This is a genomic window from Alicyclobacillus hesperidum subsp. aegles (assembly GCF_027923525.1).
GTDB lineage: Bacteria > Bacillota > Bacilli > Alicyclobacillales > Alicyclobacillaceae > Alicyclobacillus > Alicyclobacillus aegles.
In genome coordinates, this window is record NZ_BSBJ01000005.1 from 36,608 (window position 1) to 51,333 (window position 14,726).

20 protein-coding genes are annotated in these 14,726 nt (G+C 53.8%); all 20 read left to right on the top strand.

Annotation, left to right across the window (positions count from 1 at the left end):
• Positions 1–2: 2 nt before the first annotated feature.
• The 20 genes from flgC (at position 3) to fliQ (ending at position 14,723) form a co-directional block, all read left to right on the top strand.
• Positions 3–437, top strand: coding sequence for a flagellar basal body rod protein FlgC (gene flgC, locus QMF38_RS02970; protein WP_040289511.1), 435 nt, complete (start codon positions 3–5; stop codon positions 435–437).
• Positions 438–457: 20 nt separating this feature from the next.
• The gene (locus QMF38_RS02975) at positions 458–772 is read left to right on the top strand and encodes a flagellar hook-basal body complex protein FliE (protein ID WP_281758632.1); all 315 of its coding nucleotides are present in this window, start codon (positions 458–460) and stop codon (positions 770–772) included.
• 71 nt (positions 773–843) lie between these two features.
• Positions 844–2,337: a flagellar basal-body MS-ring/collar protein FliF gene (fliF, locus tag QMF38_RS02980; RefSeq protein ID WP_281758633.1), complete on the top strand. Its 1,494-nt coding sequence runs from the start codon at positions 844–846 to the stop codon at positions 2,335–2,337.
• Positions 2,338–2,369: 32 nt separating this feature from the next.
• The gene (gene fliG, locus QMF38_RS02985) at positions 2,370–3,380 is read left to right on the top strand and encodes a flagellar motor switch protein FliG (protein ID WP_040289508.1); all 1,011 of its coding nucleotides are present in this window, start codon (positions 2,370–2,372) and stop codon (positions 3,378–3,380) included.
• Entirely contained in the window at positions 3,373–4,167 is a 795-nt protein-coding gene (locus QMF38_RS02990) for a FliH/SctL family protein (protein WP_281758634.1), read from the top strand. The genes fliG and QMF38_RS02990 overlap by 8 nt, the downstream gene beginning before the upstream one ends.
• Positions 4,151–5,467, top strand: coding sequence for a FliI/YscN family ATPase (locus tag QMF38_RS02995; RefSeq protein ID WP_452038978.1), 1,317 nt, complete (start codon positions 4,151–4,153; stop codon positions 5,465–5,467). The genes QMF38_RS02990 and QMF38_RS02995 overlap by 17 nt, the downstream gene beginning before the upstream one ends.
• Complete coding sequence (locus QMF38_RS03000) at positions 5,464–5,916, top strand: flagellar FliJ family protein (RefSeq protein ID WP_281758636.1); 453 nt, start codon at positions 5,464–5,466, stop codon at positions 5,914–5,916. Before QMF38_RS02995 ends, QMF38_RS03000 begins: the two co-directional genes overlap by 4 nt.
• A complete protein-coding gene (locus QMF38_RS03005; protein ID WP_281758637.1) occupies positions 5,907–6,602 on the top strand; it encodes a MotE family protein in 696 nt (231 codons plus the stop codon). The genes QMF38_RS03000 and QMF38_RS03005 overlap by 10 nt, the downstream gene beginning before the upstream one ends.
• A 38-nt stretch (positions 6,603–6,640) precedes the next feature.
• Entirely contained in the window at positions 6,641–8,017 is a 1,377-nt protein-coding gene (fliK, locus tag QMF38_RS03010) for a flagellar hook-length control protein FliK (RefSeq protein ID WP_281758638.1), read from the top strand.
• A 15-nt stretch (positions 8,018–8,032) separates the two neighbouring features.
• Positions 8,033–8,494 carry a flagellar hook capping FlgD N-terminal domain-containing protein gene (locus QMF38_RS03015; protein ID WP_281758639.1) on the top strand — a complete coding sequence of 154 codons (462 nt, stop codon included), beginning with the start codon at positions 8,033–8,035 and terminating at the stop codon, positions 8,492–8,494.
• Positions 8,491–8,946 (top strand): hypothetical protein, encoded by a 456-nt coding sequence (locus QMF38_RS03020; RefSeq protein ID WP_281758640.1) that lies wholly within the window; start codon positions 8,491–8,493, stop codon positions 8,944–8,946. Before QMF38_RS03015 ends, QMF38_RS03020 begins: the two co-directional genes overlap by 4 nt.
• Before the next feature lie 28 nt (positions 8,947–8,974).
• The gene (locus tag QMF38_RS03025; protein ID WP_281758641.1) at positions 8,975–9,835 is read left to right on the top strand and encodes a flagellar hook-basal body complex protein; all 861 of its coding nucleotides are present in this window, start codon (positions 8,975–8,977) and stop codon (positions 9,833–9,835) included.
• 66 nt (positions 9,836–9,901) lie between these two features.
• Entirely contained in the window at positions 9,902–10,117 is a 216-nt protein-coding gene (locus QMF38_RS03030; RefSeq protein WP_040289502.1) for a flagellar FlbD family protein, read from the top strand.
• The gene (locus QMF38_RS03035; RefSeq protein WP_058095468.1) at positions 10,114–10,548 is read left to right on the top strand and encodes a flagellar basal body-associated FliL family protein; all 435 of its coding nucleotides are present in this window, start codon (positions 10,114–10,116) and stop codon (positions 10,546–10,548) included. The genes QMF38_RS03030 and QMF38_RS03035 overlap by 4 nt, the downstream gene beginning before the upstream one ends.
• 17 nt (positions 10,549–10,565) lie before the next feature.
• Complete coding sequence (fliM, locus tag QMF38_RS03040; protein ID WP_281758642.1) at positions 10,566–11,561, top strand: flagellar motor switch protein FliM; 996 nt, start codon at positions 10,566–10,568, stop codon at positions 11,559–11,561.
• Entirely contained in the window at positions 11,551–12,759 is a 1,209-nt protein-coding gene (fliY, locus tag QMF38_RS03045; RefSeq protein WP_281758812.1) for a flagellar motor switch phosphatase FliY, read from the top strand. The genes fliM and fliY overlap by 11 nt, the downstream gene beginning before the upstream one ends.
• A 32-nt stretch (positions 12,760–12,791) precedes the next feature.
• Positions 12,792–13,151, top strand: coding sequence for a response regulator (locus QMF38_RS03050; protein WP_058095466.1), 360 nt, complete (start codon positions 12,792–12,794; stop codon positions 13,149–13,151).
• Positions 13,152–13,196: 45 nt separating this feature from the next.
• The gene (locus tag QMF38_RS03055) at positions 13,197–13,607 is read left to right on the top strand and encodes a FliO/MopB family protein (protein ID WP_281758643.1); all 411 of its coding nucleotides are present in this window, start codon (positions 13,197–13,199) and stop codon (positions 13,605–13,607) included.
• An 89-nt stretch (positions 13,608–13,696) separates the two neighbouring features.
• Entirely contained in the window at positions 13,697–14,440 is a 744-nt protein-coding gene (gene fliP / locus QMF38_RS03060; RefSeq protein WP_390853994.1) for a flagellar type III secretion system pore protein FliP, read from the top strand.
• A 13-nt stretch (positions 14,441–14,453) separates the two neighbouring features.
• Positions 14,454–14,723 (top strand): flagellar biosynthesis protein FliQ, encoded by a 270-nt coding sequence (gene fliQ, locus QMF38_RS03065; protein WP_040289496.1) that lies wholly within the window; start codon positions 14,454–14,456, stop codon positions 14,721–14,723.
• Positions 14,724–14,726 lie beyond the last annotated feature (3 nt).

The following is a 14,726-nucleotide window of genomic DNA, read 5'->3' on the forward strand; positions in this document are numbered from 1 at the left end:
GAATGCTTGATAATTCCAGCATGAATATCAGTGCCAGCGGTCTGGCAGCCAATCAACTCTGGATGAACGTGATTGCCAACAATATTGCAAATGCGAATACGACGCGCACGCCGCAAGGAGGGCCTTATCGCTCGGAAATCGTGAACTTCCAAGCGGTACAACAGCCGGCGAGCTTTCAAACCACGCTCGGGCAAGCCATGACGTATGGAGGTGGCGGTGTTGAAGTCTCCTCTATTACACAAGACACAAGTCCCTTTCAACTGGTCTACGACCCATCAAGCCCGGATGCTGTGAATGGATATGTGAAAATGCCCAACGTCGATATCGCAACGCAAATGGTCGATCTCGTTCAAGCTTCGCGAGCCTATGAGGCCAACGCGACGGCATTTGATGCCGCAAAACAAATGGCGGTAAGCGCACTGAGTATTGGTAAATAAATTGGAATGGATGGTTGATCATGATTCCGGCAAGTGTGTCGAATGTGTCAAGCGCATTGGCTACGCCTGGCTCTTTGGGTGGAAGCCAGCCTGGCGGGGCAGGGAGTACCTCAGGCACGAGTTTTGGAGCCTTTCTGGCTCATGCAATGGATCAGGTGAACTCGTTAAGTCAGTCAGCTGACCAAATGGCTGTGTCCTACGCTGCGGGCGGACCCGTTTCGACGGCGCAATTGATGATTGCCGAATCGCAAGCAACGTTGGCGGTTGACATGATGTCGCAGGTGGCTACGCGCGTGCAGCAAGTGTACTCGACGATGATGAACATGCAAATTTAATCGTTGTGATTGCGATGATTGAAATAGGGTGAGATGCATTGAATGAAACCCTGCGGGGGATGTGGACGAATTTGAAAGGGAGATGGGCGGGACTTTCTCCCTTTGCCCGACGCAACGCCATTATTGCTTTCGTGGCTGCGTTGGCGGCACTTGCGACAATCGTTTTCGTCGCTTCGCGTCCACATTATGTGACCATTATGGAGGGCCTCGATGATAAATCGCTCGGCCAGGTGCAGCAAGAACTTGATACACTGAAAATCCCTAACCAAATTCAAGGTACTGCGGTTTTAGTTCCGGCACGTGAGGCGGATGAAGCTCGCATACAGCTGTCAATGGCTGGGTTGCCGCAATCTGGTTATGTTGGATACTCAAGCGTGAGCACATCGTTTGGGCTGACACAAGACCAATTTAATATTCAGGTGCTCGATGCTCTGCAACAGAGTCTGAATGCGACCATTGCGAGTATTAACGGCGTGGAATCCGCTCAGGTGCATATCGTCATGCCTCAACAGCAGTTGTTTGTGACGCAGCCCACGTCGGATGCGAAAGCATCGGTGTTTGTCACGCTGGGCACCGGTGTGCAATTGTCACCGGCGCAAGTTGCTGGTATCCAGGAACTTGTGGCGCACTCTGTACAAGGGTTGAGTGTTGGCAATGTCACGGTGGTGGATCAGTACGGCGATACCCTGTCAAGTGATACGCCATCGACTGGATCCACAGTCACGGGATCGGCTTCGTCAGAGTTAGCGATGCGGGAAAAACTCGAAAATGACCTTCAGCAAAAACTGATTTCGGGTCTCCAACAGATTGTTGGCGCACAAAACGCGGTCGTTGTGGTGCACGCGAATGTCACGTTTAACCAAACGGAGACGACCTCCCATGTCTTGTATAATGCTCCCGGTTCGACGAATGGGTTTGTCACGAGTACTCAGGTTGACAAGTCGCAGACCACCAATGGAACCGGAACAGGTGGTGCTGTAGGGCAAGCGGGCAGCAATCCGAACCTCAACTCCACCTATGCAGCCGGAGGTAGTGGGGGGTCAAATTCGACGTCGTCTGACACAACAACCAATTACGCATTTAGCTATCAAAACCAGCAGACTACGTCCGATCCGATGCAAGTTCAAGGCTACTCGGTCGGCGTCTTGCTGAACAGCAACGATAAAAGCATTACCCCGGCTGTGCAGGCTCAGATCAAGAATTTTGTCGCGGGAGTTCTGGGAGGAACGCAAACTCAGGGGAAAAACCAGGTCAGCGTGTCTGCTGTTCCGTTCACGTCGATGCAACAACCGACAACCATGGTAGCACCGAGTTCGCATCGATTCATTTATGCGCTTGGCGCGTTGCTCTTACTTGCTCTCGGGGGAGGCATCGTCTGGTATCGTCGTCGACGAATGCAGGCGAAGGAGTTGCAGATACCCACAGTTGTATCGGACGTGTTCGAACACGAGTTGGAAGAACTCCCATTGACAGAAGAAGAAGTACTTCGTTCACAACTGGTGAACCTTGCAAAGCAAAGGCCGGACGATTTTACAAGTTTACTGCGTTCTTGGTTATCGGAGTGACCAAACTGTGATGGTAGCAAGGAGGCGATGAGATGCAACGCCGATCGTCTTTGTCCGGCAAGCAAAAGGCAGCTGTGCTTCTCATCGCGTTAGGCCAAGATGTCGCAGCTGAGATTTTTAAACGCCTATCTCAAGATGAAGTTGAGCAGCTGACGTTCGAAATTGCCAACGTCAACAAAGTCGGCATGGAACAACGGGAATCCATTCTGGAGGAGTTCCGGGATCTGGCGATGGCGAAGGAATATATCCAGACGGGGGGTATCGACTACGCGCGGGAGGTCTTGGAGCGCGCTCTCGGTCCCCAATCGGCGCAGGATGTGCTTGCCCGTTTGACATCTGCTCTGCAGGTGCGTCCTTTTCACTTTGCCCGCAAGGCGGATCCAAATCAGGTTTTGGGATTCTTACAGGATGAACATCCACAGACGGTAGCTTTGGTGCTGTCTTATCTCGAGCCGAGTCAAGCTGCGATGATCATCTCAGAATTGCCGACGGAGCTACAAGCGGACGTCGCAAGGCGAATCGCTACCATGAAAGGTACGTCGCCTGATGTCATTGCAGAAGTGGAGGAAATTCTTGAATCGAAACTCTCGACCATGACGGCGGTGGACAATTCTCATACAGGCGGAATTGAGGCTGTTGTCAACATTTTGAACGGCGTCGATCGCAGTACGGAGAAAAGCATTCTTGAACAGCTCGCAACGCGCGATCCAGATTTGGTCGACGAGATCAAAAAGCGGATGTTTGTGTTCGAGGATATCATTTTCCTCGATTCCAAAGCCATTCAGCGAGTCATCCGCGAGGTCGATGCGCGCGATCTGCAGCTTGCCTTAAGGGTTGCCCGTGAAGATGTGAAAGACGTTCTGTTCAACAATATGTCCAAACGCATGGCGGAGCAGTTCCAAGAAGATATGGAGTATATGGGACCTGTTCGCCTGCGCGACGTCGAAGATGCTCAGCAACGCATTGTTGGTGTCATTCGTCATTTGGAGGATATCGGAGAAATTGTCGTCTCGCGTGGCGGGGGGGACGATATCATTGTCTAACGTCGTAAAGCGCGCGCAGATTGTTCCACATGTCGATCGGATTGAAATCCCTGAAATCCCCGTTCGACGTACGGCGAGTGATGAAGTCGAGATGTCTGTGCAAACCTCCGACTTGGAGGAGGAAGCAGTGCAGCGACTTCGCCAGATCGCGATCGAGCAAGGAGAGCGGGAACGCGCCCTGATGTTGCAACGAGCGGTTGTCGAGGCGCAGGAAATAGTCGCGCGCGCACGCGAAGAGGCGTGTTCCAGCGCGGAACAAGTCCGGCAACAGGCGTATGACGAAGGAATGCAGCAAGGCCTTGCGGCAGCGGCGTCGGAATTTGCTTCGTGGAAACAAGCCGAGTACGACAAGCTTGAGGCGTTGGCGAAGGACATGCAGGACGATTGGAAGCGGCGCATGATGACGCAAAAGCATGCGCTTAGCCAATTTGCCATTGCGGTCGTCAAGGCCTTGCTCGGCCGCGAACTGCTGCTTGCCCCTGCGGCTATCGACGAACTCGTGGACGATATGCTGCAACAGGTCATTCAAGCGACCTCTGTCTGTGTACGCGTGCATCCTGACGATTATCAGGCGGCCTGTGACGCTGAACCCAAATGGTCACTGCGCGGCATGGGCAAATGGGCTGTGCAGGTGATCCCAGATCCGTCAATGAATCCGGGTGATTGCGATATCTGGGCGGATTCGGTGCACCTCGACGGGCGAATGCAAGTACGACTTGAAGAATTGACGGACTGGCTCGCGAGACTGGCGGAGGAAGGAGATGCCGGCGATGTGGACTCTGCTTGAGGCCGTAACGGAGCAACTCAGTGCTCGCCGGTTGTTGCGGTTGGAGGGCAGCGTGACGAAGTTGGTCGGTATGGCGATTGAGGCCACGGGACCACGGACATCGCTAGGCGATTTGTGTATCGTGCATGGGGGGGAGCGTCCTTGTCTGGCGGAAGTCGCGGGCTTCCGCGACGATAAATTGCTCTTGGTGCCGTTATCCGAAATCGCGAGCATTGCTCCCGGGGCGTCTGTTACCTATTTGCAACGCCAACTCGCAGTCGCTTGCGGACAAGGTCTACTGGGGCGCGTGTTGAATGGACTTGGAGAGCCCGATGACGGCCAAGGTGCCATTACTGGGCATGTGACCTATCGTCCGGTTTGGGGTCGGCCGGTGCACCCACTTCGTCGTCGGCGGATTGAGCATGTCCTTGCGACAGGAGTTCGAGCCATCGACGCGCTGCTGACACTTGGCGAAGGACAACGCGTTGGCGTGTTTGCCGGCAGCGGTGTCGGCAAGAGCACGCTTTTGTCGATGATTGCGCGCGGAAGCGAAGCGGATGTGAATGTGATCGCGTTGGTGGGTGAACGCGGGCGTGAAGTCCGGGAGTTCATTGAGCGGGATTTAGGCGAAGAGGGCTTGGCTCGAAGCGTCGTCATCGTCGCGACGTCGGATCAACCGGCGTACATCCGGATGAAGGCGGCTTTTGTTGCGACAGCAATTGCCGAACATTTTCGCGACACAGGCAAACGTGTAGCGTTCATGATGGATTCGGTCACGCGCTTTGCCATGGCGCAGCGAGAAGTGGGGCTGGCTGCCGGCGAACCGCCGTCCTCGCGCGGATACACGCCTTCTGTTTTCGCGTTGCTTCCACAGCTTCTCGAGCGAACAGGCCCTGGCGAAATGGGGGCGATTACCGCTTTTTATACGGTACTTGTCGAGGGTGACGATATGAACGATCCGATTGCCGATGCGGTCCGTGGCATTTTGGACGGACATGTTGTGCTCTCGCGCAGGCTGGCTAACGCAGGTCACTATCCGGCAATTGACATTCTGGCCAGTATCTCGCGTTTATTTTCGACCGTGGCAAGTTCGGATCATCAACGGCAAGCTCGTCGGGTTCGCAATTGGTTAAGTCGGTATCAAGAGGTCGAGGACTTGCTTCGCATTGGTGCCTATCGTAGCGGGACAGACGCTGAGGTCGATATCGCGATCGAAAAAATGGCCGCGATTCGGGCACTGCTCGAACAAGAAGCGGATGAACACTCCCCCTTTGCCGAAACGATGACGCGCCTTGCTGCTCTCACAGGGGGTGCACCATGAGCGACTTTCGCCGATTTGCACACCGTTATCGAAAATTGATGGAGGGGCTGGAGCGGGAAGCTCTGCGGGAGTATCTGCAAGCCGCGGATGCCGAAGCGCGCGCGCAGCATGCGTGGCATGGGCTTGCGGAGTCGATAGAGGATGTGAGGCGACAACAGTGTGCATCGATGATGGACGATTGCAGGAAGTGGGCATTGTATGATGCTCACGGACGGTGGCTACAGACACGACTTATTGCTGTCGAGCGAGAATGGCGACAAGCAGCCAACGAACTGGATCAGCGCCGCGAAAGCCTCCACCTCCGCCATGTGGCGACGCAAACGTGGGTCCATTTGTCCGACGCAGCGGATTTGGAGTATCGCATCGAGAGCGCAAAGCGGGAGCAGGGAGATATGGACGAGCTTGCATTGCAACGTTACCGAAAGGCGGTCGAAGATAGATGGCAATAAAGCAGAAGACTGCTTCGACTGCGGATCGCGTCCCGGAGCAGAAGGACGAGAGAAATGGGCATAAACTTGGCTGGATTCTACTTGTTATCATGATTCCTCTGCTTGTTGCGCTTGCTGTCTTAGTCGGTGCGCTCCAGGTACTCGGTGTGCCTGTTTGGAAGAAGGTGTCGTCTGTGTTTGGAGGGCACTCCACGTCGGCGGCTGGCAACGAGAGTGCCACTGCACCACTGCATCGGACAATTGTCGCTGAGCGTGCGCAGATTATGTCCTTGCAAAATCAGGTGGCACAACTAACGCAAGAATGGCAAAAGGCGAAGTCTCAGAATTCTGCGCTTGCGGCGCAGGTGAAATCTTTGAAAGCACAACTGGCGACGCAGGTATCTAACGTGCAACAGGGCAATGATGAGGCGAAGGTCTTAGCGCAGATGGATGCTTCCGCTGCAGCACTTGTGCTTGAGAAAATGCCGATCGCGAAGGCTGCATGGGCTGTCGCTGAGATGACGCCGGATGTCTCGGGGCCTATCTTGCAAGCACTACCGACCGCCACAGCAAGCTCGATTCTGCAGCAAGCTGCCGTCGACGAGCGTCAGCAATCGTCCTCAGGGACATCCAGTTCCGGTGCGAACGCTGTTGGGAACGGAATCAGCGGCTTAGGAGGGGCCAATAGCAATAGTTCAGTGCCGTGATTCTGGAGTTGAACGTTTCGTTGAAAGGGGGTGAGAATATGGGGATTCGATCGGTAAGTGTCCAGGGAACCGACGCATCCATGGATTCTGCACACGGTGCAAAGAAGTCGAGTGCGAGTGAGCAAGAGTCCGATCTGTTCGCCGCGATGTTGGGAAGTTTACAGGGGCAATTCAATGGTGTTGGCGTCCAGCCTTCCGGGGCGGCTCGGGTATCTGCTTCAAAGCCAGCTCCGCCAGCAACAGGCGGCGTGTCGATGGCTGTTGCGATGGAAAAAGAAACCGGCGCCACAAAGGGCAATTCGTCCATACACGAAGGCGTGATAAGGGCCGCTACGGGCGCAGGAAACACGGTGAAAGCAGGAAGTGCGTTACGTACCAATTTACCTACCGGGCACAAAGCAACGGATGCGAGTGAGACAGGAACCGCAAATGCTTCGATGAGGGAGGCCAATGCTGTACCCAAGAAAGCTCTTGCTGCCAACGCTGTACCCAAGAAAGCTCTTGCTGCCAACGTTGCTACAAGTCAACGCGAACCGATTGACTGGAGAACCGGAATCACCGCGACGAGCGACGGCGATAGCCTAAGACAGGTGCAAGTCTCTGCTCAGGCGCACGCGAAATCGGGGAGAGAAGCACAAACGTCTAACCGTGGAACGAAGGTTGAGGCAGAGATATCGGGTGCTGTCGACGGGGTAACAACAAGCCTGACCCGTGCACTTTCGCAGAGCACCGAGTCGCTTCCAGAAAAGGCCGTGGTTACAAGGGATGTACTAGCTGGTATGACAATCTCGCCTGACAAAGCGCAAAGTTTGGTCGCCCATCCGATGATTCAAGCAAGTGCACACAAATCGCATTCCACACATGATGTGACAGGTGTGCTCGCAGCGACGTCCAACATCGGACAAGTGTCCGCCGGGTTGCCTACAACGTTCGCCATGAATCAAGCCGTTGATACGCAGTCGCCGACGTCTTCTGGAGCGGGAGCTATCATCGATGCTCGCGCACCCGAGGCCGTTTCAACCCTAGGTACGATGGTGGCATCTCAAGCCGAACAGGGAAATGCGGTGCTGCACGTTCAGGTTCAGCCGCACGGCTTAGGGGAACTACAGATTATCGTCGCACAATCGGCAAACGGTATGGACGTGCAAGTGGTAGCTTCGCAACAGGCTGCATTTGCCTGGTTGCAGGGTCAATGGAATGGTCTGCAACAGAGCATGCAGGCGGCCGGGCTGGCTGTAAATAGCCTGTCACTGTCCATGGCCTCGGACGGCCAGCAAGGTAGAGATGATCGGTCGAGGGGCGACTCCCGGATGCGATCGGGTGGTGTTCAACTCGTCCCGGCGATTTCGGGAAAACAAATGGTCTCGTCAGCAACGACTGACTTGGATGTCCGTTTACTGAATTTATATGCGTGACATGGGGGTGGATCCATGACCACTGTTGTCAATCCGACGTCGCCCAATACGAGTATGGTGGGTACGACAACTGCACCTAGTAGCAACAGTACAAGTACAAACACCGTCAATCCGGATGGTCAACTCAATGAGAATTCGTTTCTCCAACTATTGGTGACGCAATTACAAAACCAGGACCCACTCGCTCCTCAGGACAACACGCAGATGATCGCACAGCTTGCACAGTTCAGTGCCTTAGAGCAAATGACGAACATTGCACAGACCGATTCGCAAGTGCTGTCAGCCATTCAGACCTTGGCGAGCGAGACGAATCTGATGTTGGCACATCAACTGCTTGGCACGCAGGTGACGATAACCGACAGCTCCGGGCAAAAGGTGCAGGGAACCGTTTCGGCGGTCTCGTTGTCTCAAGGAAGTCCGCAGGTCGTTGTCAATGGAACCTCCTATCCCATCACGCAGGTGGTGCAGATGTCGTGACGGCTGTTTCCGGCTGGAACGGCGATTGGCATAGTAGACTTTCCACCGATGCAACGGGATCTTCGCCGTCCAAAGGGATGTCTTATACCAGACAATCTACGGCTTCGTCGACATCGTTTCGCGATGTGTTGTTTCAAGCCGCAGCTGAGTCTTCTTGGAAGGTCAGTCAACACGCACAACAGCGATTGTCCGAGCGCGGTATTACCATTTCGAAACATGATTTTGCCCTGATGGAGAAAGCGGCCCAACAGGCTGAAGCCCGCGGTGCAAAAAACGCCTACCTTGTCGCTGGGGGCGCCGGGCTTGTGGTCAACTTGCCATCGCGAACCGTGGTGACAGCACTCGATCACCGCGAGCAACCGATCGTTACACAGATTGACAGCGTCGTATTTTTGGACAAGTTGGACCGCGAACGCGGGGACTTGCTTGCCGGTGAACGACCGATCCGGTGAGGCGGCGCGAATTGAAGGAGGAATAGTCATGCTACGCTCTATGAATTCGGCGATTTCGGGTATGCAAGCATTTCAGACCGATTTGGATGTCGTCGGTAACAACATCGCCAATGTCGACACGGTAGGCTATAAGTCCAACAGCGCGGAATTTAGTGACGTGTTGAGTCAAACCATGGCTGGTGGAAATGCAGGTTCGACGACTGCTGGAGGGGTGAACCCTGAGCAGGTGGGCCTGGGTGTGAAGGTTGCCGCGACACAGATGGACATGTCACAAGGCGCGGATTCGACCACGGGCGTTGCAACCAATGTGGCGATTCAGGGCAATGGGTTTTTCGTGGTAACCGATGGAACCCATGATTACTTGACCAGAGCCGGGGACTTTTCAATCGATAGTGCAGGAAATTTGGTTTTGCCAGACGGCACAATCGCCTTAGGATATGCCACGGCACCAAGTTCGTCCAGCACGACAGCTCCAACCACAAAGATGAACGTGCTTACACTAGCTGGAAGTGGAAGCCAAGTTTCGAACGTTACCATTGGCAGCGACGGCTCCATCACAGCAAGTGTAACCGATAGCTCGGGTAGTACGACGACGAAAACGCTCGGTTATCTCGCTTTAGCACAGGTGCCTAACCCAGCCGGTTTGGTGAAAACAGGCGATAACCTGTATGACGCGCAGAGTGCACCAGCAGGGAGTGCCACCTATTGGACGCCTGGCCAAGGGTCGTACGGCACGCTTGCAGCTGGTGAGTTGGAACAGTCGAATGTCGATCTGTCACAACAGTTTGCAGAGATGATTGTCGCTCAAAACGCGTATGTGGCGAACACGCACATGATTGGCACTGACAACGCAATTTTGCAGGCATTGGTTAACATGAAAAATTCGTAATGTAGCACTTGACCCGCGATTTTGAGATGGCGCGCGGCTACACTGCGCGCCAAGGAGAATGGGCCGATGATTAGGGTGACACGTCTCAAGGGCTCTGAATTGTGGTTGAATCCTTTGCTCGTTGAGACCATCGAGGCGACCCCAGACACTGTGATCACGATGGCAAATGGACACAAATACGTGGTCGTGGAGGATCCGGGGGTCATCACGTCAAAGTTAATCGACATATACCGACAAATCGGCCTGACGCGGGCGGTCGTGCAGCAGGAGGATCGCCCATGAAACAGGCGCTGCGTACTATGGTGTGGATTGTAATTGGCATTGTCGTGCTGGCAGGCATTGCCGTCGGTGTGTTGCTTTACCTTAAAAAGCACCATCATACGAGCGGTACACCTGTCAGTATGTCTGCCAAACAGATGGCGGCACTGCAAGTGACCTTACCACAGATGACAACCAATTTAGATGCGTCCGGAATCATTCAATTTACCCTGACGTTGCAGGCGGCCGACAAGGCTACCGCTAAGGAATTGAATTTAATGGAACCGCAAATTTCGGATCAGGTAAATGAAATTATGCGTCAGTTCAGTTCCGATGAGTTGCGGAGCGATGCGGGGCTCAATCAGTTGAAGAGCACGATTGTTCGCGACGTGAACAAGTTGCTTCCATCTGGCAAGGTAACCGCAGCTTATTTATCACAAATTCTCGTTCAATAGTGAAAGGGGGTGTAATCGTGTCGGAGGTCTTGTCGCAGTCCGAGATCGACGCCCTGTTGTCCGCCATTAAGAGCGGCGAAATCGACACGGCAGCCATGCGCAACGAGCAAGAGACGATACGCGTTCGGTCATACGATTTTCGCCGAGCCATGCGGTTCTCTAAAGATCATTTGCGCGTGCTTCGAAGAATGCATGAACACTTCTGTCGACTGTTGACCACACATCTATCGGGACAGTTGCGGTCTGTTCCCCAGATTCAAGTCGAATCGGTCGACCAAGTGCCATATGAAGAATTTATTCGGTCGATCCCGGTACTAACAGTGTTGCAGTTATTCGAAATGTCTCCTCTTGAAGGCAGAATTGTCTTGGAGATGAATCCGCAAGTTGTTTTTGCCATGCTTGATAAATATATGGGTGGCGACAGCGCAGGGCCTTACCGAGAGCGAGAGCTAACGGATATAGAGGTCACGTTGCTACGCCGCTTGTTCGAACCGATGTCGTCTATTCTGGCTGAGGCTTGGAGCGGCGTGGCGTCACTCGAGCCAGCATTTCTTTCGTTTGAGAGCAATCCGCAATTTTTGCAGTTGACGACACCGAATGAGACGGTCTTGGTGGTGACGATGAGCGTGCGCGTGGGCGATACCTCTGGTCTCATCAATCTATGCATTCCTCACGCTACCGTCGAACCGGTGATTCCCATGCTAAGCAATCGATATTACATGGATCCGGGCAGGCATGCACAAGGATTGCGGGGAGCAGACGAACGTATCGAGGCTCGAGTTCTTGGCGTTCCGGTCGACGTGCGTGTCCAAGTTGGCGATACGACGTTAAAGATGAGTGAGATTCTCGATCTGGCCGTAGGCGACACGATTGTACTTCAACAGTCGATCCGTGATCCGGCTCTTGTCTATGTCGATGGCACTCCGGCATTTTGGGCGAGTATAGGCAAAAAGAATCGCATGTATGCTGTGAAAATCGTACGCGAATGGGGGGCGGACATCGATCGTGAATGATCAGATGAAGTTATCACAGGACGAGATCGATGCGCTTCTGAATGCGAATCGGGTCACCACGGACACCGCTGGTTCGGAGCAGGGTGACCGCCTTGAGCTCAATTCGGAAGAAGCAGATATCTTGGGGGAAATCGGAAATATAAGCTTTGGGTCAGCGGCGACGTCCCTTTCGACGTTGTTGCAACATCGTGTGGACATTACGACGCCTCGCGTTTCTCTGATCCGCCATGACGATGTCGAAGCGCGTTTCCCTACGCCATATGTTCTGGTGCAAGTGGATTTTACCGAAGGCTTACGAGGATCGAACGCCCTTGCTATTGAGATTGACGATGCGAAACGAATCGCCGATTTAATGCTTGGTGGGGATGGAACCAATACATCTGGCGAATTAAATGAGTTGCACCTGAGTGCCGTGGGCGAAGCCATGAATCAGATGATGGGCGGCGCCGCGACGTCGATGAGCCAGATGTTCGGTCGATACATTAATATTTCCCCACCCACTGTCCGCGTCGTCGATTTGACATCGAGCGAAGCTCAACAGGCGTTTGGCGAAGGTGGAGATTTGGTTAACGTCGAATTTCAGTTGCGCGTTGACGATTTAATCGACTCCCACATCATGCAGCTCATGCCTATAGAGTTTGCGCACGAGATCGTCCGTACGATGGGATTAGGTGGCGAGGAGGCAGCTTCCAGCGCTTCGACGCCGGCTGGTGATGTCTCAGTCTCAACGTCGGCCGCAGTGGCTGTAGAAGAGGTTAAAGGCATAAAGGAGGCGGCGCCTGCTCAAAGCGGTCTGGCATCGACCGCGAGTCGCATGAGTGAATTTGCTCCTCCCTCTATGGCAGAAGTGGCCGCTGCTCGGGAACCGTTGCCACAGGTGGACGTACGTCGTCCCCATTTCGTCGATTTTGGCGCAGTCGCCGAGGAGCGTAACACATCGCCTCGCAATTTGTCGCTTCTCTACGACGTGCCGTTGAATGTCACGGTGGAGTTGGGGCGTGCAAAGAAGATGATACGCGAGATTTTAGAATTGGCTCCAGGCTCCATTCTTGAATTGGACAAGTTGGCCGGTGAGCCGGTCGATATCTACGTGAATAATAAAAAGATTGCTATTGGGGAAGTTGTCGTGATCGATGAAAATTTTGGTGTGCGGGTCACGGACATCGTCCAGGCTGAGCAACGTATCACGCAGGCATAACCCTATATTTTGGATTGCGGAGGTAAGGGAAGATGGCAAAGATTTTGGTTGTTGATGACGCGGCGTTTATGCGGATGATGATTAAAGATATTCTTACAAAGAATGGATTTGAAGTGGTTGGCGAGGCGGCTGACGGGGCGCAGGCCGTGGACAAGTATCAGGAGTTGAAGCCGGATCTCGTGACAATGGATATCACGATGCCGGAGGTCGACGGCATCGAGGCCTTAAAGCGTATCCGGGCCATCGATCCAAACGCGCGCGTGATCGTGTGTTCAGCTATGGGACAACAGGCCATGGTGATCGACGCTATTCAGGCTGGGGCTAAGGATTTTATTGTGAAGCCGTTTCAGGCCGATCGCGTCGTGGAAGCCGTACAGAAGGCGTTGCGATAACGCATGCGTTTGATACGGAGAACGGGCATCTGCGGGGCGGGCTTGTTGGCCTTGTTATGGGCGATGCCCGCACCGCAGGTTTTGGCGGCGAGCAATTCGGCAGTCCCCGCGTCTGGAGCTGGCGCTTATGTGAAGTTGATTGTGGCATTCATCGTGGTTTTGCTGTTGCTCGTGTTGTTGTTTCGTTTCCTTGGCCGGCGGGTCGGGGTCGTGCAGCGTGGATCCATTGACGTACTGGCTGCCCGACAACTCGCACCGAATCGGTCTGTGCAGGTGGTTGAGGTTGGTCAGAAACGGTATTTGCTTGGCGTCGGTGAGAACGTTCAACTGCTTGCGGACGTGACAGACTCATACACAGCAGCTTCTGAGGTTGGCGCTCCGGGATCGTTTGGCGGCACACTACAAGAGGTTCTGGCAGAACTGCGCCGGGATTCGCGAAGGAATGACGAACCGTGAGAGTTCAGGAGAAGAATAAGCGTTTCGCCACGTCCTTCGTGATAGCTGCCGCGATAGCGGGAGTCCTGATTGTCGCCTGTTTAGGGTTTATCGTTGCTCCCAATGTGCACGCGGCTGTACAGACAACATTCGGGAATTCAAGCAATCCTATTCCCGGCGTCAGCTTAAACCTAGGGGATAATAGCCCTCCGTCAGTTGCCAACACCGTAAAAATCATTTTGTTGTTGACGGTGTTGACCTTGGCTCCCGCTGGGCTTATTCTCATGACTTGTTTTACGCGCGTGATCGTGGTGCTATCGTTCATCCGCAATGCACTATCCTTACAGACGTCGCCACCAAATCAGGTGTTGGTAGGTCTTGCGTTGTTCATTACGTTGTTCGTGATGCAACCAACGTTACAGCAGGCGAATCAGCAGGCTTTGCAGCCCTACCTAAAGGGAACGATCTCGCAGACTGTGGCCATCGAGCGAGCAGAGGATCCGTTCAAGGTGTTCATGGCCAAACAAACGCGGACCACCGATTTGGATCTGTTCCTATCCTATCGTCATGAAAAGTTGACGCCGGCAATGGAAAAAAACCCAGAGCAGATTCCGTTGACTGCACTGGTGCCAGCTTACACGATCAGCGAGTTGAAGACAGCTTTTCAAATTGGTTTTATGATTTATCTTCCGTTTCTAGTCATTGATTTGGTTGTTGCGACGACCCTGATGTCGATGGGCATGATGATGTTGCCACCCGTCGTGATCTCGTTGCCGTTCAAAATATTGTTGTTTGTGATGGTGGATGGCTGGTATTTGGTTGTGAAATCGTTGCTGGCCGGATACGCGACGTAGAGGAGGTATGCAGGTGACGGATACCTATGTCATCGGACTGGGTGCGCAGGTTATGTGGCTGGTCGTCAAACTGACAGCGCCCGTTTTGCTGCTAGGCCTCGCTGTCGGGCTCTTGGTCAGCATATTTCAGGCGACCACACAAATTCAGGAGCAAACTCTTGCGTTTGTGCCCAAGATTGCTGCAGTGATCGTGGCGCTGTTGGTGTTTGGCCCTTGGATGTTACAGAACTTGCTCGATTTTGCGAACTCCATTTTAGGCAACCTTATGAGCTACGTGATGTGACGA